We start from the raw sequence: 25,071 nt of genomic DNA on the forward strand, positions 1-25,071 counted from the left end.
ACTTTGAAAGTATATTCTAAAGTAGCTTTATTTACCTTGCTTTACCTCTATTCGGCCAAGCAGTATGGACAACATCATTCCAAAATGACGGTTGAAGTGAACAGTTATGCGCATGTCTTAAATGTGGATCAGGAGATTACGTATTTCAATCAATCCCCCGATTCTATTAGCACCCTAGTTTTAAACGACTGGAACAACGCTTATTCAAGTATTAAAACTCCGTTGGCAAGACGATTTTCAGATGAATTTTATCGCGGCTTTCATTTAGCCAAAGAAGAAGAACGAGGCAGTACTCAAAATATTAGTATCATTGATCAAAATGAACTTCCATTGGCTTGGGAGCGCAACACGATCGTTCCTGATGTGATTCATGTTCGATTACGAAAAAAAGTAGGTCCCAATCAAAAAATTGTATTACGACTACATTATTTAGTCAAAGTGCCAAGCGATATGTTTACAAAATATGGCTACGACAGTAATGATAATATGGTCTTAAAAAATTGGTTCCTTACGCCTGCACGCTACGAGAACCATGATTTTATTAAGTACAATAACGAAAACTTGGATGACATCGTCAATGCAGTTTCAGATTTTGACCTTTCGATAAAAGTACCTAAGAAATATACCGTTACAACAGACCTCGATTTAGTTGCAAGCGATGAAAATTATGGTTTTAATAATTACAATTTAACTGGGACAAATAGAATCGATTTCAGTTTAATTTTAGAAAGAAAGCCCTCCTTCACGACTTTTAAAACGAAGGAATTGGATGTTGAAACCAATATTACGGACAGCAAATTAACCAAAGAACAAAAGGCCTTAATCATCGAATGTATTGCACATTATGCCAATACTATGATTGGCAAATATCCATTTGATAAAATTGTAATCACTCAAACCGATTATGAACGCAGTCCGTTTTATGGATTAAACCAATTACCCTCTTTTATAAGTCCGTTCTCGGACACATTTGCGTACGAAATTAAGTTTATGAAAGCTTTTTTGAACGTCTATCTCAAAAACAGCTTGGCAGTTGATGAACGAAAAGAGGCTTGGGTACATGATGCAATCCAGATTTACACGATGATGAAATACATAGAGAGTAATCATTCTGATACCAAAATGCTAGGAAGCGCAGCCAATTACAAGTTATTAAAAAGCTATAATTTGACCAATATTGATTTTAACGAACAATATAGTTATTTCTATATGCTAATGGCTAGAAAAAACTTAGATCAACCGCTAAATACGTCAAAGGATCGTTTGGTGAAATTTAATGAACAAATTGCAAGCAAATACAGAGCAGGCTTGAGCTTACGCTATTTGGATAATTACCTAGAGAGTACTGTAGTAGAGAAAAGTATTCGAGAGTTTTATTCGAATAATAGCGGTAAAGCAATCGCTAGAGAGAATTTTGAAGCAGTATTAAAATCGAATAGTCCTAAGGATATTAATTGGTTTTTCAGTACGATTATCAATTCTAGAAAAGCTATTGACTATAAATTTTCGAAAGTAATAAAGACGAAAGATAGTGTATCATTTTCGATAAAAAACAAGACAGGTTTTATTGTGCCTGTTCCTGTTTACGGCTTAAAAAATGGTGATATTGTGTTCAAAAAATGGATAGATCCACAAGCTCATGATAGCGTTTACCAGTTTGAAAGACAAGATATTGACAAAATCGTATTAAATTATAAAAACGAATTACCCGAATACAATTTAAGAAACAATTGGAAATCATTAAAAGGTTTTTTCCCTAACAATCGTCCTGTGAAATTTGTTTTCATGAAGGATTTAGAAGATCCATATTATAACCAAGTCCTTTATGTACCTACTGTAGAGTACAATTTGTATGACGGTTTGATTTTTGGAATGCGTTTGCATAACAAAACGATTTTAGAGAAACCATTTACTTTTGATGTCACTCCCTCCTTTTCGACCAAATCACAAACGATGTCGGGATCTGGATTTGTGGCTGTAAATCAAAATTTTAGAGAAAGTGCTTTGTACAACGCACGTTATGTGTTTTCGGGATCCTACTTTCATTATGCGCCTGATGCTACGTACTTAAAACTGAATCCGTCGCTACAATTGCGAATCCGAAACCAAAATGACTTTCGAGACAATAGAAAAGAGTTGCTTTATTTTAGACAAGTAATTGTAAACAGAGAAGCAAGCGCAATAGTTCCCACTAATTTTGTCGAAAATTATTCGATTTTTAATGCCAAATATTTCAATACAAAAACGGAAGTCACCAAGCATTTCAGTTTTATGACGGAGTTACAAGCATCAAATAAATTTAGTAAAGCGATTGTTGAAATGTCGTATCGTAAATTGTTTGAAGACAACCGTCAAGTTAATTTTAGATTGTATGCGGGTGCATTTTTGCATAATAAAACGAATTCTGATTATTTCAGTTTTTCAGTTGATCGCCCAACCGACTATATGTTTGATTATAACTACTACGGTCGATCAGAAGACAAAGGATTTTTTAGTCAACAATTGATTATTGCCGAAGGTGGTTTTAAATCTAGATTAGGGACGAATTTTGCCAACGAATGGATCACGGCGATAAATGGAGGCTACTCAATTTGGAATTGGGTCGAAGTATATGGCGATGTTGGTTATTTGAAGAATAAAAATGCCCCAGATCAGTTCTTATTTGATAGCGGAATCCGTTTAAATTTGGTTACAGATTATTTTGAGGTCTATCTTCCGGTCTATTCTTCAAATGGTTGGGAATTTAGAGACAATAACTACAATGAAAGAATTCGTTTCATCATCACCTTTACACCAAAGATCTTTTTAAACCTTTTTAACAGAAAGTGGTTTTAATATTATCAATTATTTGTTGATTTTTTTACATTTTTCGTTTTTTAATTTTGTTTAAAAATGAATAAATTGGTAAATGACTATTTAAAATATGTATTTCGCAATGAATTAATTGTTATATTTTTTTTAATGTGTTATGAATTCCCCTAGTTTTTCAGTATTTTTGCAAAACTAAGTTATACCTTCATAAATGATGATACAAGAAAAAACCAATACTGCATTAACGTTTGAAGATTTCAAGACCGAAGTACTACAAGATTACATTGTTGCTATTACTAGTAGGGAATGTAGTTTGTTAGGACGTAAAGAAGTGTTAACCGGTAAGGCGAAGTTTGGCATTTTTGGTGACGGAAAAGAGCTGCCACAAATTGCTATGGCTAAGTTTTTTAAAAATGGTGATTTTCGATCTGGATATTATCGTGACCAAACCTTTATGATGGCGATTGGTGAATTAACCGTACAGCAGTTATTTGCAGGTTTATATGGTAATACCGATATTAACGAAGAGCCTATGTCTGCGGGTAGACAAATGGGCGGCCACTTTGTAACGCACAGTTTGAATGAGGACGGATCTTGGAAAAACTTGGCTCAACAAAAAAATTCAAGTGCAGACATCTCTCCTACTGCTGCTCAAATGCCAAGACTATTGGGTCTAGCACAAGCATCTAAAATTTACCGAGCATTTGATTCGATTCCTAATCAAGAAAATTTCTCGAATAAAGGAAACGAAATTGCTTGGGGAACTATTGGTAATGCAAGTACAAGCGAAGGTGTGTTTTTTGAAACAATAAATGCAGCTGGAGTATTGCAAGTACCTATGGTGATAAGTGTTTGGGATGACGAATACGGAATCTCTGTACACGCAAGACATCAAACTACAAAAGAAGATATATCAGCCATTTTGAAAGGTTTTCAAAAAGAAGAAAACACCAATGGTTTGGAATTAATAAAAGTAAAAGGTTGGGATTATACTGAACTGATTGCTGCCTATCAAAAAGCCGACAACATAGCACGTGCACAACATGTACCTGTAATGATACATGTAGAGCAACTCACACAGCCACAAGGACACTCTAGCTCAGGCTCACATGAGCGCTACAAAAGCAAAGAGCGTTTGGATTGGGAGAAAGAATACGACTGTGTACGCCAAATGCGTTTATGGATGATCGCAATTAATATTGCCTCACCTGAAGAATTGGATGAAATTGATGCTAAGGCAAAAAAAGAAGTTCTTGAAGCTAAAAAAGCAGCCTGGACTACTTTTATCACTCCTATTATTGAAGAGCAAAAGGAAATTGTAGCCTTGTTAGAAAAAGTCGCTCCAGCAGCTCACAATCCTACAATTATTTTGGACCATGCAAAGAAATTAAAAGGAACTAAAGAGCCTTTGAAAAAAGAAATATTGGTTGCTGCTCGTAAATCATTAAGAGTTTTACCAGCATGTGACGAAAAAATAGAGTTATTAGAATGGGTTAAAGCATTCACAACAAAATACCAAGCTGCTTTTAGTAGTAAACTGCATTCCGAATCAGAGTGGAATGTTTTGTCTGCTGTAGAGGTTGCTCCTACTTATTCTGATGAAGAAGAAAATCAAGATTCGGACGGAAGAATGATTATTCGTGATAATTTTGATGCTATCTTTTCGAAATATCCAGAAGCACTAATTTTTGGTGAAGATTCGGGAAATATTGGTGACGTAAACCAAGGACTTGAAGGTTTGCAGGAAAAATTTGGAGAATTACGTGTGGCCGATGCAGGTATACGTGAGGCAACAATTATTGGGCAAGGAATCGGAATGGCATTACGTGGTTTGAAGCCTATTGCCGAAATTCAGTATTTGGATTATTTGCTTTATGCCATTCAAATTTTGAGTGATGACTTAGCAACTTTACAATACAGAACCTTTGGTAGACAAAAAGCACCTTTAATTATAAGAACACGTGGACATCGCCTTGAAGGTGTTTGGCACTCGGGTTCACCAATGGGAATGATAATCAATGCCGTGCGTGGAATTAATGTTTTGGTTCCTCGAAATATGACAAAGGCTGCTGGTTTTTACAATTCGTTAATGGAATGTGATGAACCTGCAATTGTAATCGAATGTTTGAACGGCTACCGATTAAAAGAAAAAACACCTACTAATTATGGCGAATTTAAAACAGCAATTGGTGTAGTTGAAACGATAAGAGGAGGATCTGATATTACCTTGGTTTCCTATGGTTCCACCTTACGATTGGTTATGGAAGCCGCTGCTGAATTATCTGAAATTGGAATTGATTGTGAAGTTATTGATTTGCAAACCCTAATCCCTTTCGATATAAAACATGATTTGGTTAAAAGTATCATGAAAACCAACCGTCTTTTGATTATTGATGAAGATGTACCGGGTGGTGCATCTGCTTATATTCTACAACAAATTATCGAAGAACAAGGTGCGTATGCCTATTTGGATAGCAAACCACAAACATTGGCCTCGAAAGCACACCGCCCTGCTTATGGAACGGATGGCGATTATTTTTCGAAACCTTCCATCGAAGATATTTATGAAAAAATTTATGCTATGATGCACGAATCGAATCCAAATAAATTTCCAAGTATTTATTAAAATATAAAGTCTGCTTCATAGCAGACTTTTTTTATGCTTCAAACCTTTACAATTCATTTTGCTGTCAAAGAGCTAACTTTTTCAATTCTATTTATAAATTTAGGAATGTTCGCTTTAGGTCGTGTAAAAATATAGAAAGTAGATTTTCCTGATTTTAGTAGATGGCCTGCTCTTCTTTGTAAAGAAATCTGCAAACATTGATTATCTTTTCTATATACAGAACTCGTATTCACTAGTCATATTAACAATCGTTTTATTGTCAATTGGATCCAAGCTAAATGTAGTGAACGGTTAGATATCGAACAAAAAAAAGCAGCGAGTAGAAAATTTCTATTCGCTGCTTTTATATTTTATTCGGATAACTATCTATTTCTTATAATACTTTTTGTATTTAGGGTATGTAATTGCTCCTATAAAAGTAATCGTTCCCAGAGTATAGTAAATCCAATCTAAAGATTTAGCTTCTCCACTTGCGTATGAATGTAAACCTACCAAGTGAAAGTTAACTCCATAATAGGTAAATAATATCGATACAAAAGCAAACATACTCATCAAGTTGAAAGTCCATTTCCCACGTAATGATGGTACGAAACGCGCATGAATCACAAATGCATAAACCATAATACTAATTAAGGCCCAAGTCTCTTTTGGATCCCATCCCCAGTAACGTCCCCAACTTTCATTGGCCCATTGTCCACCCAAAAAGTTTCCGATGGTTAACATGATCAAACCAATAGTTAAGGATAATTCATTGATATAAGTAATCTCCTGGATATTCAAATCCATTTTTGCTCTGTTCTTATCATTCGTGAAAAAGATCAATAGTAAGGATACAAATCCTAATATCATTCCTAATGCTGTAGGACCGTAACTACCTACGATAACTGCTACGTGAATCATCAACCAATACGAATTAAGTACAGGTTGTAAGTTAGCGATTTCAGGGTCAATCCAGTTCATATAAGCCGATGACAAAATCATTGCAGTAACAAAAGCTGCTGAAGCAACAGTTAATTTTGATTTAATATCAAATGCCAAACCAAAAAACATAGTAGACCAAGCTACATAAACAATGGCTTCATAGGCATTACTCCATGGAGCATGTCCAGAGATATACCATCGTGCGGCTAATGTCAAAGTATGCAGTACAAATAAAAATGCAATGACACCATGCATTGAATTTACTAGAATACGTATCGTTTTAGATTCTTTAAAAATCTGTAGTATTGTAAATAATAGCATCAAAATAGATGCAAATAAATAGGCAAATGGTAACTTTTGAAGTAAGTCGTACTTATTATAAAAAATCTCCATCGAAATTTTATCTTCAGATGGTCTTACTTTTGATCCGAATTTCTTTTGAAAACCATTTAAACTTTCTTCTAAATCATCAGCATTTTGATAATCACCAGTTTGCGACGCATTGTTTAGAGAACCAAAGTACAGTGGTAAAATACTTTTGGTATAGGTAGAGTCCATTCCTGTTAAATTTGATTCACCTAATTCTAATGATGAAACCCATTTGTTATTTGGATCATTAGGGATTGGAAAAATCTTTAAGATTCTACCACTCAAAGCAGATTCCATTAAATTTACTCTCTTATCTGTTTCAATAAAATCTTTCTCAAATTGATTTGGATTAGCTGCTTTATACGCACCATCCAAATATTGAGACAATTTATAATTCCCTTTTGCATCAAAAAAAGCAACAAACGGAGCTGTTTTAGCCTTAAGATCTACCCCTATTAATTTTCGAATACTATCATTTCCAGCTCTCAAATGAATAATAGGAACTTCTATCCACAATTGTGCATATTGTGACATAGATAGAAATACTTGGTCAGGATTCATTCCTTTGTATGAATTTGAATGACTTACTTTACGCAACAATTCAGATGAGAATGTATTTATCGGTTTCATTCTTCCACCCGCATCTTGTATGATTAAACGACCAAATTTTTCTGCATGTTCTTCTGTAACTTTGAATTTGTTTAGCAGAGAATCTAATTGTTTTTCTGTAGGTGCGACTCTGTTATGCGTTGCATTTTCAGCATGGTCAGCATGATTCTCATTCTCGTCATGATGATGAGCTTGAGCAAAACCATTCATACTCAAAAGTAGTACAAGAATGGTAACTAATTTAGATTTCTTAATTTTCACTACTTCTAATTTTCTTTTTAAATCCGCAAATCTAGAATCTTTTGTAAACATGATAGCCATCATAGCAAAATACAATAAAAAATAGCCAAAATAAGTGATATTCGTACCCCAGAAATCATGATTTACAGACAATACTGTCCCTTTTTCATCTGGATCAAAAGACGATTGAAAAAATCGATATCCTTTGTGATCCAAAACATTATTCATAAAAATACGAGCATCAAAAGTTTCATCATCTTGTACCGTCACTTTACTTTCAAAAGAAGAATAACTTTTCTCAGTCCCAGGATATTTTGATGCTATAAAATCGTTTAATTTGATTTTGAACGGTAGTTCGTAAGCTTTACTTCCGTAGAACAAACTATAGTCTTTATTACCAATTTTAACTGTTTTGGCCTCTCCTACTTTACCTTTTGAACCAGTAAGGGTAACTAACTTTTCTTGTCCTTCAGCTTTCACCTTTACAATCAAAGCATTCTCCCCGCCTTTAGCTTTATAATCGTTGTCAGATTCATAAGCAATAACACCTTTAACAGGCATATCAGGTAACACAAAACGCATTTCGCCAATGCTGTACAAAGAACGCATCATCAAGGGTTGAACATCGTTTTTAGTAACTTTCCCTTTTAGCTTATCAGCCATTCGCATAAAATCTCCTTCAAAAGGAGTTTGTATGGTAAATTCTTTTCCTGTAGTGTTAATGTTGATCGCACCTTCGGTAAATTTATTTAAGGAGAACAAAACATTATGAATATTTTGCACTTCACCTGCTTTCAAAAAATGTTCGTGTCGACCACCGTCACCAGCTTCTACAATTTTCATGTAAACTGTTCCGTTTTTATCTTCTTTGACATATTCTTTGGCACCCATAATAAATTCTTCATACTCCACTTCAAAAGGAGTATCACCAAATTCACCTTTTAAAGTAAAATCATTATCTGTGGCTGGAGATAGTAAAAGCGATTTATCGTAAGGTCTACGTTTCATTTCTCCTTTGTATTCACCATCAACAAAAACAGTTAAAAAAGTTTTATCAGAATAAAATTGATTTTCTGCAGCACCTTCGCGAATAGGCATAACACCTTCAAAACTTATATAGCGAGTTACAAAGGCCCCTAACAATATAAAAACAAAGGATAAATGTAGCAATAAAGTAGCCCACTTTTCTTTTTTCCAAAGTTGGTAACGCTTGATGTTCCCTGCAAAATTAATCATAAAGAAAACCATGATTCCTTCAAACCACCAGCTGTTGTAGATTAAAATTCGAGCGGTATCGGTATTGTATTTACTTTCGATGAAAGTACCTGTTGCCATTGCGATTGCAAAGGTTAGAAACAGAACGGCCATTAACCGAGTCGAAAACAAAATAGAGACTATTTTTTTATCCATTATTAAGGAGATATTATAATTTAAAAGTGCCACAAAAGTACTCAAAAATGTTCGTTTGACCCGAGCTACAGTTGTTAATTAAATCCAAAAATAGCATTTATTCCGCAACCTTTTTACTTTTTAAAAATGAGGCTTTTTAAAAGTAATTCAAAGATTAAAAAGCCTTTACAAATTCTTACCACACAGAATAAAAATTAGTATAGAAAAAGGTCTGAATTGGCATCTTTAAAATTTTATTGTATTTTCGTGAGGAACAAAAATTTAAAATGAATTACCATTTAGGCTTTTAAAAGAGAGTTTAAAACTAACATTTAACCTTCATATGGACAAATATTATACACTTTTTGCGAACCTTACATTGATCGCTTTGATTTTTTTAATAGATCCAATATTACGCTATACGGGAACTTACTTAAATATTGACTTTTCTCAAATAATAAATCAAAAATCAAACTTTTTAATTGCCGCATTTGCATGGTTAATTATTATTATGGTTCGATTTTTCAAGTCTAGAATTCTAAAAAGATATGATATCACGGTCGAAGATAATTTAGTATCCCGTAAATGGCATACTGAAATTAATATTTTGGAGAAAGTGATTATTTTTATAATTGTTTTAATTGCTACGGGATTAATTCTACTATCCTTTGACAACATTAGGCAAATTGGTATCGGCTTATTTGCGTCCGCTGGGGTAGCGGGAATAATAATTGGATTGTCTGCCCAAAAAGTGGTTGGAGCGCTACTTGCCGGAATCCAAATCGCGATTACGCAGCCTTTTAGAATCGATGATGCAGTTCTGGTTGAGGACGAATGGGGATGGATTGAAGAAATTAACCTTACTTATGTTGTTGTTCGAATATGGGATAAAAGGCGATTAGTCCTTCCATCTACCTATTTTTTAGAAAAACCTTTTCAAAACTGGACACGAAATAGTGCAGATATCATAGGAACAGTATTTTTATACACTGATTATGGTGTGAATTTTGAAAGCTTACGTACTGAACTAACAAGACTCCTTCATGCTACAGATTTATGGGACAAACAAGTAAATGTTTTACAAGTAACCGATTCAAAAGAAACAAACATTGAAATCAGAATTCCTGTAAGTGCCAAAAATTCACCGACAGCATGGGATTTGCGTGTATTTATCCGAGAAAAAATGATTGAATACATACAGACTAATTTTCCCGATAGTTTACCCAAAACTAGAGTTACGATGTTAAAAGATGAATTAATTGTTAAGTAAGAGGTCGATTTATAATAAATCTTAAAGCAAGTGGTTAAAACTATCTTAAAATATTGAGTAGTACAACGACTAATTAAAATTATCCTAATCATTTTAATTTTTAAATGCTTATTATTCATTATTTTACTTAAATTTAGAAAAGAAACAAGAAACGTAAGGAGAGAAAATCTGATTTTTTAATTACATATTATTTTCCTACATTAGCAATTACTTTACAATTTTACAGCTCGTTAGTATTTAAATTTACATAAGCATAAATGGATAAAAGCAAGTCCCCTCTTAGCATAAAAAGTATTCACAAGTTCAGTCGTATAGACAACCTCAGTTTTTACTTCTTTACAGTACAATACATCACAATCATGCTTTTTTTATTTTATCTAAAATTAGATTATGCTGCTTGGGCAACTATACCTATAATTCTGCTGTTTATTCAGTTTTCATTTTCGAAAAATTTTACATTTCCACAAAAATCAGTTCTCGCAGTTACTGCCATTACACTTTTTTATAGCTATTCGTATATACTGTATGGAAAATCGTTAAATTATGTTATTTTGGCCTATTGGACTGCTATAATTTTACTTATCGTTATACGGTACATTAAGTTGATGTATTTATTTTTAGGTGTAATTATTGTTTTTGTATTGGTAACAAATTATTATGATTTTTTTGGGTTTGATTACGGTAACAAGCAGAATTTTGAAAGTGACATCTATAATCCATTGTTCTACTTCATGGTCATCATGATTTCACTTTACCTGATTATATTGCTAGTTGCGCGGACTACGGCAGTAACACTCATCATTAATGACTTAAAATCAAAGAATAATGAACTCAATGAGTCTAGAGCAGAGTTAAAAAAACTGCAAATTAACAAAGAATCCTTTTTTGCAATAATGAGTCATGAAATCAGAACTCCATTGAATGCCATAAAAGGAATATCAGATATTCTTAAAAGCAATATTCAAAGTGAAGAAGATCAAAATCTACTTGAATTAATGGATTATTCAACCAATCATTTACTAGCGTTGGTGAATAACATATTAGATTTCACTAAATTAAACGATGGAGTTTTTACACTTCAATATTCTGAATTTAATATTCAAAAATCACTACATTCTTTATTTAAGATGAATGAGCGTTTGGCAATTGAAAAAGGCCTTGTGTTTAAAATTGAAACTACAGATAACTTACCTAATTTTGTATATGGTGATAAAAACCGTATTAATCAAATAGTTCTAAATTTGCTAAACAATGCCATTGAGTATACCAAAAAGGGATCTGTAACGATGAAAATTGGTGGTGAATATGCTGCAAATAATAAAAATGAATATTTACTTCAAGTCATAATTGAAGACACCGGAAAAGGAATTGATAAAACATTGGCAGAAAAACTTTTTCAAAAATATGCTACATCCAATGCATCAAAAAACAGTGTGGGATTAGGACTCACTATTTCTAAAGGATTAATTGATCTGATGAAAGGAAAAATTTCATTCGAATCTGAAGTTAAAGTAGGAACAACCTTCTACCTCACTTTCCCTTTACCGGTAGTTTTAAAAAAGGAAAAAGATGTAGAAGATGTAGAAAAGGATTTCGAAAATACAAATTTGAAAATGCTACTCGTTGATGATAATAAAATAAACTTATTGGTACTTCAAAAGCAAATCGTCAATAAACTGAAAAAATGTGAATTAACAATAGCGTATAACGGTCTCGAAGCCCTGAATCTCATCAAAGAGAATCAATATGATATTATCCTCATGGATGTGATTATGCCTGTTATGGACGGAATCGAAGCCACTACCCACATAAGAGCACTTACAGATTCAGTCAAAAATAAGATTCCGATTATTGCTTTAACAGCCAATGTTGGCGAAAAAGAATTAAATGCGTGCTTGAATGCTGGAATGAATGATTTTGTGACCAAACCGTTTGAGATAAATGCCTTGCTGAAAATCATGTCAAGAGAATTGCAATCTACAAATGTAATTTGATGTAAATAGTAATACGGTAAGGAAGTCCAATTATAAGGTAAATAATAGTTTAGAACCGTTCCCTTTTCTTTTAATGCACTTTATCTTAAAACAGTATATTGGTCTACAGCTTTAATTATTTGGTTTTAATTGGGTATTTAGGTGATATGATCATAATTTCAAATAAAAAAGGAAAGCGGAACAATGTGTGAACATTATTCCGCTTTCTTTTTAGTTTATATAAAATTATATTGACTCTATGTCCTCTTCGGTGATTGTATGTTTGTGTTTAAACAACAATCCAAAAGCAACTGCAATTACAAAAGCATAGACAGCGAAGGAAGTCCAGATAGAAGACCAATCTTTATTATTATCAGTTGTGAAATAAGTATCAATTAAATAACCACTCGCTTTACTCCCGAGTACGGCTCCAAAACCATTGGTCATCATCATAAACATACCTTGTGCACTTGAACGTATAGACGAGTCAGTAGTAGTTTCGATAAACAATGAACCCGAAATATTGAAGAAATCAAATGCCATCCCGTATACTACACACGAGAGTAATATCATCCATAATCCGTCTACAGGATCTCCGTAAGCAAAGAAGGCAAAACGCAATACCCAAGCAAACATACTAATTAACATCACTTGTTTGATTCCGAATCGCTTCAAGAAAAAAGGAATAGCAAGTATAAAAAGTGTTTCAGATATTTGCGAAATAGACAAAACGATCGTAGAATATTTCACTACAAAAGAGTCAGCATAAGCGGGAACTTTTGCGAAATCAGACAGAAAAGTGTCACCATACATATTGGTCAACTGCAACGCACCTCCCAAAAACATTGAAAACAAAAAGAACAAAGCCATTTTGTAAGTTCCAAATAATCTAAAAGCTTTTAAACCCATCAACTCAACCCATGACGATTTGTTTGTAGTTAATCTTTCTGGAGGACATTTTGGTAAAGTAAATGAATACAAACCTAAAGCGATAGCAAAAACAGCTGCTATGTAAAACTGATTGGCATTGGCTTTACTACCTGTAAGATTGGTAATCCACATGGCTACGATAAAACCAACAGTACCCCATACTCTAATTGGAGGAAATTCTTTGACCACATCCATCTTATTACTCTTTAAAATAGTATAAGAAATAGAATTAGATAGAGAAAGTGTTGGCATGTAGAAAACCATGGCCAAAAATATAACGTAATACAATGTATTTGGATCATTTACTTGAGGAACGTAAAGTAAAACAACTCCATATAAAATATGCAGAATTCCATACAGTTTTTCAGCATTAATCCATCTATCGGCCAGAATTCCGGTAATTGGTGGCATGAATATGGAAGAAAGACCTAGGGTAGAAAATATAGCACCAAACTCTGCTCCTGTCCATCCCTTCGTATTAAAACAATAAGTACCAATAGTAATCAACCAAGCTCCCCACACAAACAATTGTAGGAAACTCATAATAGTAAGTTTATTCTTTATATTCATATAATAGTAAATAATACTTTGTTGTAAAGTAGTTGTTTTGTGTTAGTCGACTTCTAGATTTGGATTCATACCAATTCAATTTTTATTTTAAAATTGATATTATTCTAAGAAATTCTACGTTGTATTTTTTAATTGTCTATTCTTATTGTAATAACGATAAGAAATAATTCCTTGTCAATGCCCAATAAAATAATGATTTGTTTTAGTTGTTTTAAAACAAAATCAAAAAATAAATACAAAGCCTTCTTAAAGGGTTACAATAATAGGACTTTTTAAATAATAATACTCCAAAAGTTATATTTTTTTATCACAATTTCAATCTGTTTACCAACAGTTGGATCAGATTTAGGAAAGTTTACTTGGGTATTCAAAAATTCTATGCTTCGAAAGTATTTTGTCTTTTGTGTGAGATTGCGTTAAATACCTTAATAACAATACTTAAGTGCTAATAACGTAAAGTGTAAGTATCAAAAAATAGGCAGTTCTTTTGAAAAAAATGAAATGTCCATTTAGGTTTTTACCTATTCGAATACGATTTAGAAACAGCTCCTATTTCTTTATCGAAATTTAAATGATTGTTTTAATGCAATCAATCCTACATAGTTTTAGTTTGCCAAAATCAAAGGTGTATGGATTTGGTTGTCAAGTCAGCTTTAGATCGAAAAAAGTAGGGCCTGACAGCTGCAAAAAACATAAAATAATAAGGCACAACTACTAAATAATATATGCTCATACTTCTTTAAAACAAACAAACCTTTTCAGTCGCTGACCGAAAAGGTTTATTTCATAATTTTTAATGGAAGTTCTTATTTATTGAACGGAATCGCAACTCTATTTGTTCCCCATCCCAAAAATAATGTTCCGTCATCTTCAAAAGCCATTGATAAGCTTTCAAGAGATTCTCCAGTAGTTACTGGCGCCATCACGCGAACAACATCATTTGCTTCATTGTAAGAATAAGCACCCCAAACGTTGATATCTTTACTCAAAATAATAGTCCATTCTTTTGCACCAGGAATGGTAAAAAGAGAATATTCTCCTGCTTTAACCATTTTCCCTCCCAATTTGGTGTCTTTGTACAAAATTACATCTACTGCCTCATTTGCACCTGTACGCCAAACTTTTCCATTAGGCGCTAAGCTTTCTAATGATCTTTCTTTCAACTGTGGACGGCTGTAAGTAACTTTTATCAATTTATTAACTTCTTTGTTTGAAGTTGGGAAAGATAATGCGTCCATAGGGCTAGCATCTAGCGGTCTGAATTTTTGAGCATAACTAGTGCTGTTCAATAATAGGATAAAAACAAAGGCAAATACTTCTGTTAAAGCTGATTTTTTCATAATACTTTTTTTAGTGGTGCTAAAAATAGCAAAACTTATAAAAACAATGGCCTCAGAACGTTCATTTGACTTTTTATTATAAAAACTTTAACTATTTTAGCCACAAATCTAAGAAAGTAGTTATGAATGAAGAAAGTCCAATACTGGCTAGTAATTTTCGAATGAGAGTCTGTTCGCTACTTTTACTTGCAATGCTATTTTCGAGTTGTGCTGGCACTATTAAAACGACTAATTACGCAAAAGAACCCAATAGAAATTTTAAGAAAGCTTGTATCATTTCTACCGAAGGTTCAAAATATATAAAGTTTAGGTTTGGTGTTCTTACTCCTTTTGGAATATATGTACCTGCTGATAAAGCAGCAATTGAGCATTCGACTATAGGAAATACGGCAGAAGTAATCAAACAAGAGTTAGAAAATAACGGCATCACAGCAACTATAGCTGCAGCTGATACCGTTTTGACCGATTTTGATCTAATTATCGAATATAATGACGTTTGGCGATGGGACTTCAAGAAAATCTTAGATCACTTAGATTTGTTTTTTATCTCGGGCACAGGAGATCAATTACTCGCAAAATCAAGCTTTTCTATTTATAAAAACAAAGAACTCCACAATTTTCCAACACCCGAAAAAGAAGTCCCTAAGATGATTAAAGAATTTCTGAATCCAAAATAAGGAATCTTTAAGATTGAATTTTTTCTTGAACAAATTTCATTACCAAGTCAAATTGCGCTTCTCTAGTCATCTCTGAGTTGTCGATTTCAATAGCGTCATTTGCCTTAACCAAAGGGGAATTGTCGCGGTGTGTATCAATATAGTCTCGTTCTACGACATTATCATAGATCTCTTTGAAGGTAATGGTATCTCCTTTTGCAAGTAGTTCATCATAACGACGTTTTGCTCTCGTTTCTGCATTGGCTGTCATGTATAGCTTTAATTCGGCATCAGGAAAAACCACTGTCCCAATATCTCTACCGTCCATTACAATTCCTTTATCCTTACCCATTTCTTGTTGCTGTTCGACCAATTTTGCACGAACTTCGGCAAGTTCTGCTATCTTGCTCACAAAACCTGAAACGGCAATGGTACGAATTTCTTTTTCAACATCTACGTCGTTCAACACCATGACTGCAAATCCCATCTCTGGTTTAAACTCAAAACGCAATCGGATGCTCGGTAAGCTATTCAGTAGCGATTCGGTATCAAAATAATCTTTTGAAATATATCCTTGCTGCATGCTAAATAATGTGATCGCGCGGTACATGGCGCCTGTATCTACAAAAACATAACCTAATTCTTTGGCCAGTTGTTTTGCCAATGTACTTTTTCCTGTGGATGAAAATCCATCAATTGCTATGGTAATTTTTGAACTCAAAATGTATTATTGAAAATTAATTGTTAAACCAAATAGGCTCGTGTTGCCTGCTAATGTATATCTTGAATACGAATAATCAAACTTTAATTTATTCATGCGCAAACCAAATCCAACCGAAAAACCAGAGAAATTACGTTGCTCTAGTATTTTTAATTCCTGCGCTCTCCTAAAGTTGTAACTCATTCGGAAATTAAATGCTTTTTTAGGAAATAGTTCTGCTCCCAAAATTACATGTCGGAAAGTATTACCCAAAAATGACACCTTTTCATCTGTTGTGGTACCATCAAAAGAAGACGTTGCTCGTGATGGGTTGGCAAAAGAAATATTCCACTGTTGTAAGTTTTCTAAATTTATATGCCATCGTATGGGTACATGTTCCAATTCCTGCGAAACGCCAAGGATAATTTCCATAGGTGATTTTTCTCGAAGGCCTGAATAAGTGGTGAATTGCGTACCAACGTTGCGGATCGCTAATCCCCAATTGACATCATTTGCTTCATCTATAAAAAGTGCGCCAAAATCAATCGCTCCTCCCAATGAGGTATAGGTTTCAAGACTTGACGATATTAATTTTACATTGGCTCCAAGATGGATATTTGTATAAGGTATGTTGTAAGCGTAACCACCAGAAAGTGCTATCTCACTCCCTGAAAACGCGGCAGTACTTTGACCGTTTTCATCATAACCGTCAAAATTTCCGTAATTAATATAACTCACCCCTGCATGAAAAGTTTGCACGTGACGGTCATAAGTATACGCATAAGCGGCTGTACCATAGGTAACTTCTCCAAAATAACTTCCGTAATTAATTGACAAATGATTGTCCATTTCAGCATTTATAGACGCTGGGTTAAAGATACCTTGGTTGACATCTTCGTCATAAATCGTAACTGTTTTTCCTCCAAGTGCTGCTTGTCGTGGAGAGGTAACCAAATTTAGAAATTGGTATACGCTCTTCCCTCCTATTTGCGAATAAGAAAAAGAACAACAAAGGAAAAACAAATAAGTGAGCTGTTTTTTTAACATGCTTAATATTTCTCTAGTACGATTAAGTAGCTAACGCAATTGCGAAGATAAAATTATAATACTAGTTTTAATTACTTTTTATTATAAAATAGGACATAAAAATAAAACCAAAGCCAAGAATTAAACTAGTAACTCTTGGCTTTGGCTTGTATATCTAAAAAGGATGTTGTTTGCTGTTATAACGTTTTTGCGTTTTTTACATCTTGATCTGTAATTGCTATGGCTAATACTTCGCTCATTTCTTTAACAAAATGAAAAGTTACCCCTGCAATATACTCAGGTTTGATTTCGTCAATATCATTTTTGTTTTCATGACACAAGATGATCTCTTTAATATTTGCACGTTTAGCCGCCAAAATCTTTTCTTTGATTCCGCCCACCGGCAATACTTTTCCTCTCAAAGTGATCTCACCCGTCATGGCAATATTCTTCTTCACACGTTTTTGAGTCAATAATGAAACTAGTGAAGTTAGCATTGCAATTCCTGCACTTGGACCATCTTTTGGCGTTGCACCTTCAGGCACGTGTAAATGGATATTGTTCTTAGTCAGAATCTCAGGATTAAGACCTAATAAGGCTGCATTTGCTTTAATATATTCCAATGCAATTGTAGCCGATTCTTTCATCACAGTGCCTAAGTTTCCTGTAATGGTCATCGCTCCTTTTCCAGGAGAAATCAGGGACTCTATAAATAATATATCACCACCAACACTGGTCCAAGCCAATCCTGTAACCAATCCGGCTACATCATTTGACTCATATTTATCTCTTTCTAAGCGTGCCGCACCAAGTACTTCGACAATATCGGCATCAGTCACTTTGATGTTATATTCTTCTTCCATCGCTACAGATTTGGCCGCATTTCGAATCACCTGGGCGATTTTTGCTTCCAACCCACGCACACCCGATTCACGTGTGTACCCTTCGATGATTTTTTCTAGCTGTTTTTTTCCAATCGATAGATCTTTGGTGGTAAGACCGTGTTCTTTCAATTGACGCGGAAAAAGGTGCTGTTTCGCTATCTCCACTTTTTCTTCGATAGTATATCCTGACATTTTAATTATTTCCATACGATCGCGCAAAGCTGGTTGTATAGCAGCCATATTGTTTGACGTAGCAATAAACATCACTTTCGAAAGATCATAACCCAATTCAACAAAATTATCATAGAAAGTACTGTTTTGTTCTGGATCCAAAACTTCTAGTAAAGCGGAAGATGGATCTCCTTGGTTACTGTTCGAAAGTTTATCTATCTCATCCAATACAAAAACAGGATTTGATGTTCCTGCTTTTTTCAAACTCTGAATGATTCGTCCTGGCATAGCACCAATATACGTTTTTCTGTGACCGCGAATTTCTGCTTCATCACGTAATCCACCTAATGATATGCGTACATACTCACGACCTAAAGCCTCGGCAACAGAGCGACCAATCGACGTTTTACCAACACCCGGAGGTCCTGTCAAACAAATAATTGGTGATTTCATGTCATTTCTTAATTTCAAAACAGCCAAGTGTTCAATCATACGTTTCTTGACATCTTCCAAACCAAAATGATCTCTATCTAATATCTTTTGCGCTTTCTTTAAATCAAAATTGTCTTTCGAATATTCATTCCATGGCAATTCCAAAAGCAATTCTAGATAGTTACGTTGGATTCCGAAGTCAGGTGCTTGTGGATTCATACGTCTCATTTTCGAAAGTTCTTTTTCGAAATGTGCTTGCGATTTCTCGTCCCATTTTTTGGTTTTCGATTTCACCAACATCTCGTCCATTTCTTCTTCTTGTGATGCTCCACCCAACTCTTCTTGAATTGTTTTCATTTGCTGGTGCAAGAAATATTCACGCTGTTGTTGGTCCAGGTCAAAACGAACTTTTGACTGAATATCATTTTTTAACTCCAACTTTTGAAGTTCGATATTCATATATTTCAAAGTTTGTAGTGCTCTTTCCTTTAACGAGTTAATTGCAAGTAAGTCTTGTTTTTCTTTAACTGTTAAATTTAAGTTTGAAGTTACAAAATTGATCAAGAAAGATTGGCTTTCAATATTTTTAATTGCAAAAGTAGCTTCGCTCGGAATGTTTGGGCTTTCTTTTATGATCTGAATAGCTAGTTCTTTTACAGATTCTAATATGGCCAAAAATTCAGAGTTTTTCCCCTTTGGTTTCTTCTCTAAAATATCTTTGATCGTAGCGGTCATGTATGGCTCCTCTGAAGTTACTTCTGTAATTTCAAAACGCTTCTTACCTTGTAGAATTACAGTAGTATTTCCATCAGGCATTTTCAATACACGTAAAATACGAGCAACCGTACCTACTTTATGAATGTCTTTTTTGGTTGGTTCCTCAACATCTTCGTCTATTTGTGCTACAACACCAATAATTTTCCCTACTGCATTGGCGTCATCAATTAATTTAATTGATTTGTCGCGACCTGCTGTGATCGGAATTACAACTCCCGGAAATAAAACCATATTTCGTAATGGTAAAATCGGAATCGTATCTGGCAGCACTTCATTCATCATCTCCTCCTCGTCCTCGGGAGTTAATAACGGAATTAATTCTGCTTGAGAGTCAAGTTCTTGAAGTGACAGGTTGTCAATTGTACTTATTTTATGATTTGACATATATATAATTAAGTCATTTTGTCATAGAGTTAATACACGCTATGACAAAAATATTAGATAAAAAATTTTATTACACTGAAAATCAATCAGTAGCCATTGTAAACATCACTGATTAGTAGTTAAAAATCAATCTTTGTGCCACAGTGCCTTCAAATTGCGTAAAGGAATTTTTTGTGTACTAAAAATGAGGCTATACTTTTCGAATACACTATAACACAGAATCCTTCTTTGGAATTTTTCGTAGTAAAACGATTCCAATCGCAAAGAACAAAGCCAAGAATACCATAGCCAATCTTGGACTACCTGTGATTTGATCAATTAAACCATAAACTACCATTCCTATTACAATTCCGATTTTTTCGGCTACATCATAAAAACTAAAAAAGGAAGCTGTATCTTCTGTTTCAGGTAATAATTTGGAGTATGTAGAACGTGATAAGGACTGTATCCCTCCCATTACCAAACCAACAATTCCAGCCATAAAATAGAAAGTACCCGGTTGTGTGATGAAGTAAGCTGAAATACATAACAATAACCAGATCGAATTGATAACAATCAAAGTAGGTATGTTACCATATTTTGCAGATGATTTTGATGTAATAAAAGCTCCTAAAATAGCCACTAACTGAATCACCAAAATACAAATAATCAATCCTGTGGTGCTATCACTCTCTGTTTTCCATTCAATTTCTTGTGCTCCAAAATAAGTTGCAATAAGCATTACCGTTTGCACAGCCATACTGTAAACAAAAAAACTACCCAAATAACCTTTCAGTATCTTATTTTGTTGCAATAAAGCCCAAACTTTTTTTAGTTCATTAAATCCGTTGAATAAAACCGCTTTTGTTATTTTTTCTTTAACCTTGTGATTTCCTTTAGGTAAATAAAGGTAAGTATATTGACTAAACAAAAGCCACCAAATACCCACCGTGATAAAAGAATACCTCATAGCTTTCATAGCAGCCTCTCCCGGCGTACCACTAATACCAAATAAAGTTGGTTTCATCACCATAGCCAAATTGACAATAAGCAACAAGACACTTCCTAAATATCCCATCGAATACCCCTTAGCACTTATGGCGTCTTGTTGTTCTTCAAAAGCAATATCCGGTAGATAGGAATTATAAAAAACCAAACTACCCCAAAATCCTATCAATCCCAAAAAGTAAAATAACAACCCAAAATAGATATTTTCTAAGCTAAACCAATACAATCCAATGCATGAAAATGCTCCTAAATAACAAAAGAACTGCATGAAAGCTTTTTTATTCCCTACATAATCGGCTATTCCTGAAAGAAATGGCGAAATGAAAGCTACTACCAAAAAACCCAATGCAGTTACAAAACTTATCAAGGCAGAGTTTTTGAAATGAAAGCCAAAAACATCCAAATATGGATTGTCATCATCAAATAAGGCATTGTAAAAAATAGGAAATATAGCAGAACTAACCACCAAGGGGTAAGCTGAATTGGCCCAATCATAAAAAGCCCATGCATTCAATAATTTTTTGTCTCCTTTTCTTAATGTTTCCATACTTCCGTTTGCGAGTTAAAATTCTGTTTCATAAAAAAAGAGAAGTCTATCCAATAGAATAAACTTCTCTTTTGAAAATTATTTCAATTTTGGAGATTATTTGTAAATAACTCCAAATTTTGCTGCAGTTGCTTTCGCTTCTGGTACCATTGCTTTCAAATTGGCAATTCTTGTAGCGTCAGACGGGTGCGTACTCATGAATTCTGGTTGTGCTGCTCCATTAGAATTTGCAGACATTCTTGTCCAAAAAGCAATTGCTTCTTCGGGATTGTATCCTGCTATTGCCATTAATGTCAATCCAATTTTATCTGCTTCAGTTTCGTTACTTCTACTAAAAGGAAGAGTAACACCATATTGCGATCCTAAACCGTAAGCGGTACTGAAGGCTTGTTGCGTTTCTGCACTTTTTCCTGATGTAGCAACGGCCAATCCCATTCCAACATATTCTTGAATTTGAGAAACACTCATACGTTGCGCACCGTGATTTGCTAAGGCGTGTGATACCTCATGACCCATTACAGTTGCTAAACCAGCATCTGTTTTGGTAATTGGTAAAATTCCTGTATAAACAACAATCTTTCCTCCTGGCATACACCAAGCATTTACATCTGGGCTATCAACCAATTTGTATTCCCATGCATATCCTTTTAAATATTCCGTTTGCCCCAATGAAGCCAAGTATTTTTCGGCTGCAGCTTTGATTTTCATCCCAACTGATTCTACTTTTTTTGCATCTGTTGTTCCTGAAACTACTTTATTTTCTTGTAGAAATGTACCGTATTGTTGAAATGAAGTTGGGAATAAAGCATCATTCGATACAAAATTCAAAGTCTTCTTTCCTGTTAGTGGGTTAGTTGCGCATGAAAATAACATTCCAACTGCACAAACACTCATTACTATATTCTTTTTCATATTTCTTTAATTTTTAACAAAAATAAGAATAAATACTAAACTCCTATGATATGTAGCACTCTAAATTCCTTTTCAACCACCAAAAAATTAACGTTATCAAATGTTTTTTTATCGAAATCAAACTTTTCATTGTTAATCTCCACCGTTTTCACTTCAAATGGTAATCCTATAAAGTTGATTTTGTAGTTGGAATAGGAAGTGTCAAATTTACCATCCTTATGTAATTGAATTATTAATTCGTTCTTTTTTCCAGTTACTTGAAAGGATAGAAAGCTATATCTTCCTTTTTTGTAATCGTAGCCATCTTGTGCATCTTCATACACAACCGATTTTTCAGTTCCTTCTTTATAATATAAATCCAAAGTCAATTCATCAAAGTCTAATTCGCCTACATATTGTTGCACTGGATATTTTGGAATTACTGCTCCTGCCTTCACAAATACCGGAATTTCGTCAAATTTTGTGTCAACCCACATTTCTTTCCCTCCTTTAAACATCAAATTTGTCCAATAGTTGTACCATTGGCCTCTAGGAACATACATTCTTCGACCTAATGCGTTCGGCTCTAATATCGGGCAAACCAAAATTTGATTTCCAAAAATAAATTCATCATTTCGATAATGTGTCTGAATATCTTCTTGATCAAAGTAGACTAAAGGTTTCAACATCGGAATACCATATTCGATATACTGCCAAAACATGGTATATAAATAAGGTAACAATTGGTATCGAAGGTTTATGAATTTTCGACTTATATCTGTAACTTCTTCATCAAATGCCCAAGGTTCTTGATGGCCGTGATCTCCAGAAGAATGTGTTCTACAAAAAGGGTGAAAAACCCCTAACTGAATCCAGCGAGCATACAACTCACCAGTTGGCTGTTCTGCAAAACCCCCAATATCTGACCCTGTAAATCCCATACCCGAAATATTCATTCGTTGCACTTGAATGTTGGCGATCCAAAGGTGTTCCCAAGTGGCTACATTATCACCTGTCCATGATGATGTATAGCGTTGCGCACCCGAGTAAGCTGATCGGGTAATCACGAATGGACGCTTTGGATACGCGAATTTTTTAACTCCGTGATAAGTTGCACGAGCCATTTGTGTACCATAAACATTATGTGCTTTCCTGTGGCTACAAGGATTTCCGTCATAATTATGGCGTACATCATTTGGGAATGTCTTATTTGGAACCTCCATTACTGCCGGTTCATTCATATCATTCCAAACTCCTTTTACACCAATATCAGCAACCAATTCTTTGAACAATCCTGCCCACCATTCGCGAACTTCGGGGTTGGTATAGTCAGGGAAATTACATTCTCCTGGCCACACTTTTCCTTTCATATAAGGTCCATCTGCACGTTTGCAAAAATAATCTTTATCCAATGCTTCTTTGTAAATGGCATATTCCTTGTCAACTTTAATTCCAGGGTCAATGATCACAATAGTTTTGAAACCATCTGCGGCTAACTCAGCTACCATTCGTTTTGGATCAGGAAAATGATTTTTGTCCCAAGTAAAACACCTAAAACCATCCATATAATCGATATCTAAATAAATGGCATCGCAGGGAATTTTTAAGGCTCTAAATTTGGCTGTTATTTCTTTTACATTACTTTCAGGATAATAACTCCACTTGCATTGATGATAACCCAAAGTCCATAAAGGTGGGAGTTCGGGTTTTCCTGTTAAATCAGTATAAGATATTACTACATCCTTCATTTTGGGACCGTAGATAAAATAGTAATTCATTTCGCCACCATCTGCCCAGAAACTAGCAACATTACGGCGGTCATGACAAAAATCAAAAGTGGTTCGAAAGGTATTATCGAAAAAAATACCGTAAGCTTGTTTGTTTTGCAATCCAATATAAAATGGGACTACTTTGTATAAAGGGTCTTGTTCTTTTTGAAAGGCATACTGATCGGTAGCAAAGTTTTCGACTCGTTTTCCTTTCAAATTCAGTTGAGTTGCCTTGTCACCTAGACCGTAAAAACTTTCCCCATCACGAGAAGTTTTACTCATTTTGACAATATTTCCACCAAACTCATAACTCTCTTCCCAGTGAAATCCAAGTTCATCTTCTAAAATGACTTTTCCATCAATATCCAAAATGGCTATACGTAAATCCGATTTTTGAATGTTACAAATTACTTTGCTAGTTCGAATTTGATACATCGTCTCCTTTTCATCGACCTCTAAAAAATTGTATCCATGCGAATGATTTTGATCAATGGCATACGAGAAATCGTTACTAAAATACCCCTTTGTGGTGTAGCGAAATCGCAACATACTATCTCGCAAGATAGTAACTTTTAAAATAACACTATTGCTAGTATAAAAATAAACAGAATCAACCTCCTGTTCATAAGAGACTATTTTTGAGGGATATAAATCGCCTTTGTATTCGAGTTCAGTATTTGTAATCATGATGGTTTTTTTTAAAGAATTGCCTTGTGAGCAGTTCCATAAGGTCTGAAATGGTTTGGTTTTATTATACTAAATATAAAACAAAAATATCATATCACTTTTTATTCGATGC

14 protein-coding genes are annotated in these 25,071 nt (G+C 34.2%); 5 read left to right on the forward strand and 9 right to left on the reverse strand.

All coding sequences use genetic code 11. The features are described 5' to 3' along the window. The first annotated feature begins 3 nt into the window (after positions 1-3). Positions 4-2,835, forward strand: coding sequence for a gluzincin family metallopeptidase (locus FFWV33_RS13895; protein ID WP_342748653.1), 2,832 nt, complete (start codon positions 4-6; stop codon positions 2,833-2,835). Positions 2,836-3,025: 190 nt separating this feature from the next. Beyond that, positions 3,026-5,437: an alpha-ketoacid dehydrogenase subunit alpha/beta gene (locus FFWV33_RS13900; protein ID WP_108742560.1), complete on the forward strand. Its 2,412-nt coding sequence runs from the start codon at positions 3,026-3,028 to the stop codon at positions 5,435-5,437. A gap of 366 nt (positions 5,438-5,803) precedes the next feature. On the opposite strand, the gene FFWV33_RS13905 is transcribed toward FFWV33_RS13900, so the two are convergent. Next, the gene (locus FFWV33_RS13905) at positions 5,804-8,986 is read right to left on the reverse strand and encodes a cytochrome c biogenesis protein CcsA (RefSeq protein ID WP_108741472.1); all 3,183 of its coding nucleotides are present in this window, start codon (positions 8,984-8,986) and stop codon (positions 5,804-5,806) included. Between the two features lie 322 nt (positions 8,987-9,308). Between FFWV33_RS13905 and FFWV33_RS13910 the strand changes: the two genes are divergently transcribed. After that, positions 9,309-10,235 (forward strand): mechanosensitive ion channel family protein, encoded by a 927-nt coding sequence (locus FFWV33_RS13910; protein ID WP_108741473.1) that lies wholly within the window; start codon positions 9,309-9,311, stop codon positions 10,233-10,235. Positions 10,236-10,594: 359 nt separating this feature from the next. After that, on the forward strand, positions 10,595-12,229 hold the full coding sequence (locus FFWV33_RS13915) for a response regulator (RefSeq protein WP_159086028.1): 1,635 nt from the start codon (positions 10,595-10,597) through the stop codon (positions 12,227-12,229). A 225-nt stretch (positions 12,230-12,454) separates the two neighbouring features. Here FFWV33_RS13915 and FFWV33_RS13920 read toward each other — a convergent pair whose 3' ends face one another. Continuing rightward, positions 12,455-13,708 carry a nucleoside permease gene (locus FFWV33_RS13920; protein WP_108741475.1) on the reverse strand — a complete coding sequence of 418 codons (1,254 nt, stop codon included), beginning with the start codon at positions 13,706-13,708 and terminating at the stop codon, positions 12,455-12,457. Positions 13,709-14,514: 806 nt separating this feature from the next. Further along, positions 14,515-15,048 carry a DUF2911 domain-containing protein gene (locus FFWV33_RS13925; RefSeq protein WP_108741476.1) on the reverse strand — a complete coding sequence of 178 codons (534 nt, stop codon included), beginning with the start codon at positions 15,046-15,048 and terminating at the stop codon, positions 14,515-14,517. Positions 15,049-15,170: 122 nt separating this feature from the next. On the opposite strand from FFWV33_RS13925, the gene FFWV33_RS13930 reads away from it, so the two are divergent. Continuing rightward, positions 15,171-15,725, forward strand: coding sequence for a hypothetical protein (locus FFWV33_RS13930; protein WP_108741477.1), 555 nt, complete (start codon positions 15,171-15,173; stop codon positions 15,723-15,725). Between the two features lie 7 nt (positions 15,726-15,732). Here the strand turns inward: FFWV33_RS13930 and cmk are convergent, their stop codons facing one another. The 6 genes from cmk to FFWV33_RS13960 form a co-directional block, all read right to left on the reverse strand. Next, positions 15,733-16,425 (reverse strand): (d)CMP kinase, encoded by a 693-nt coding sequence (gene cmk, locus FFWV33_RS13935; protein WP_108741478.1) that lies wholly within the window; start codon positions 16,423-16,425, stop codon positions 15,733-15,735. Between the two features lie 6 nt (positions 16,426-16,431). Continuing rightward, entirely contained in the window at positions 16,432-17,451 is a 1,020-nt protein-coding gene (gene porQ / locus FFWV33_RS13940) for a type IX secretion system protein PorQ (RefSeq protein ID WP_108741479.1), read from the reverse strand. Between the two features lie 176 nt (positions 17,452-17,627). Then, positions 17,628-20,078 carry an endopeptidase La gene (gene lon, locus FFWV33_RS13945; RefSeq protein ID WP_108741480.1) on the reverse strand — a complete coding sequence of 817 codons (2,451 nt, stop codon included), beginning with the start codon at positions 20,076-20,078 and terminating at the stop codon, positions 17,628-17,630. A gap of 208 nt (positions 20,079-20,286) precedes the next feature. Beyond that, on the reverse strand, positions 20,287-21,612 hold the full coding sequence (locus tag FFWV33_RS13950; protein WP_108741481.1) for an MFS transporter: 1,326 nt from the start codon (positions 21,610-21,612) through the stop codon (positions 20,287-20,289). Positions 21,613-21,708: 96 nt separating this feature from the next. After that, a complete protein-coding gene (locus FFWV33_RS13955; protein WP_108741482.1) occupies positions 21,709-22,524 on the reverse strand; it encodes a M48 family metallopeptidase in 816 nt (271 codons plus the stop codon). 35 nt (positions 22,525-22,559) lie between these two features. After that, positions 22,560-24,959: a glycoside hydrolase family 31 protein gene (locus FFWV33_RS13960; protein ID WP_108741483.1), complete on the reverse strand. Its 2,400-nt coding sequence runs from the start codon at positions 24,957-24,959 to the stop codon at positions 22,560-22,562. Between the last annotated feature and the right edge of the window lie 112 nt (positions 24,960-25,071).

The organism is Flavobacterium faecale, from assembly GCF_003076455.1.
Classification (GTDB): Bacteria; Bacteroidota; Bacteroidia; order Flavobacteriales; family Flavobacteriaceae; genus Flavobacterium; species Flavobacterium faecale.

What these genes read in the sequence shown, in the direction of transcription:
- FFWV33_RS13900 (WP_108742560.1), top strand. Translation starts at nt 3,026, where the DNA reads ATGATACAAGAAAAAACCAATACTGCATTAACGTTTGAAGATTTCAAG.
- FFWV33_RS13905 (WP_108741472.1), bottom strand. Translation starts at nt 8,986, where the DNA reads ATGGATAAAAAAATAGTCTCTATTTTGTTTTCGACTCGGTTAATGGCC.
- FFWV33_RS13910 (WP_108741473.1), top strand. Translation starts at nt 9,309, where the DNA reads ATGGACAAATATTATACACTTTTTGCGAACCTTACATTGATCGCTTTG.
- FFWV33_RS13915 (WP_159086028.1), top strand. Translation starts at nt 10,595, where the DNA reads ATGCTTTTTTTATTTTATCTAAAATTAGATTATGCTGCTTGGGCAACT.
- FFWV33_RS13920 (WP_108741475.1), bottom strand. Translation starts at nt 13,708, where the DNA reads ATGAATATAAAGAATAAACTTACTATTATGAGTTTCCTACAATTGTTT.
- FFWV33_RS13925 (WP_108741476.1), bottom strand. Translation starts at nt 15,048, where the DNA reads ATGAAAAAATCAGCTTTAACAGAAGTATTTGCCTTTGTTTTTATCCTA.
- FFWV33_RS13930 (WP_108741477.1), top strand. Translation starts at nt 15,171, where the DNA reads ATGAATGAAGAAAGTCCAATACTGGCTAGTAATTTTCGAATGAGAGTC.
- porQ (WP_108741479.1), bottom strand. Translation starts at nt 17,451, where the DNA reads ATGTTAAAAAAACAGCTCACTTATTTGTTTTTCCTTTGTTGTTCTTTT.
- lon (WP_108741480.1), bottom strand. Translation starts at nt 20,078, where the DNA reads ATGTCAAATCATAAAATAAGTACAATTGACAACCTGTCACTTCAAGAA.
- FFWV33_RS13950 (WP_108741481.1), bottom strand. Translation starts at nt 21,612, where the DNA reads ATGGAAACATTAAGAAAAGGAGACAAAAAATTATTGAATGCATGGGCT.
- FFWV33_RS13955 (WP_108741482.1), bottom strand. Translation starts at nt 22,524, where the DNA reads ATGAAAAAGAATATAGTAATGAGTGTTTGTGCAGTTGGAATGTTATTT.
- FFWV33_RS13960 (WP_108741483.1), bottom strand. Translation starts at nt 24,959, where the DNA reads ATGATTACAAATACTGAACTCGAATACAAAGGCGATTTATATCCCTCA.